The 875-nt window shown below is 59.2% G+C and carries 1 pseudogene; it reads right to left on the bottom strand.

The window, feature by feature from the left end:
- Nucleotides 1-696 (bottom strand): annotated as a pseudogene (locus IB244_RS31555) (IS5-like element ISRsp18 family transposase); the annotation flags it as partial.
- Nucleotides 697-875: the final 179 nt, after the last annotated feature.

The following is an 875-nucleotide window of genomic DNA, read 5'->3' as shown; positions in this document are numbered from 1 at the left end:
TTCGACGTCGCGAACGGTCCGGCCGAGATAGGTCTTCAACTTGCGCAGCGCCTTGCCGGCCCGTTTGAATTGCTTCGCATGAGCGTAGCGCTGGTGCTGGATCAGGGCGAATTTACCGACCCGAATATAGGTCTGGCGCAGATCAAGCCCCATTTTCTTCGCCAGCCGCACCAGCCGTTCGCGCGCCCGGTGAATAAGCTTGGCATCCGTCGGGAACATGACGTCCTTCGGTTGAACGGTCGTGTCCACGATCACCTGCCGCGTATCCTGCGGCTTCATCGCGCCTGTCTTGACGGCCACGGCCAGGCTCTCCTGCAAGAGCGCGCCGATCCGTTCCTCGCCCATGCGCTGCCGCCAGCGCGTCATCGAGGAGCGGTCGAACGATAGTTCGTGACGAAAGAACTCCTCGCCGCAGAGGTACTGAAAGTAGGGGTTCTCCACCCAGCGCTCGCACAGCGCCTCGTCCGACAGGTTGAACGTGTGCTTCAGAATGGCCAGCCCCGCCATCAGCCGCGTCGGCAATGGCGGCATGCCAGCTCCGTCCGAATAGACCGTCCCAAAGCGGGCTTCCAACACAGGCCAGTCAATAGCCTGCGCCAGACGCACAAGTTCGTGCTTCATGTTGATGATCTGGTCGAGCCGGGATCGGAATAAATCCTGTTCACCCGTTTGGCGCCGTTCGCGTGGTTTACCCATTCCTGGCTCTCCGATTCACCGCGATAAACCCAGTGAATCACGCTCCGCCAACCAGGGAAACCTCAAACTGATTTTGCAAGGAAACAGCCCGTTCGGTGGCTGTTTCCGGCAATTAGAAGATCTGCAGATCCTTCGATTCCTATGTCTAATCAGCAGCTTCCGTGTTCTTCACGGCCGAC

The sequence above is a fragment of the Rhizobium sp. RHZ02 genome (assembly GCF_014851575.1).
Taxonomy (GTDB): domain Bacteria; phylum Pseudomonadota; class Alphaproteobacteria; order Rhizobiales; family Rhizobiaceae; genus Rhizobium; species Rhizobium altiplani.
The sequence above is the reverse complement of the archived record's forward strand: the minus strand, read 5'-3'. Positions and strand labels throughout refer to the sequence as shown.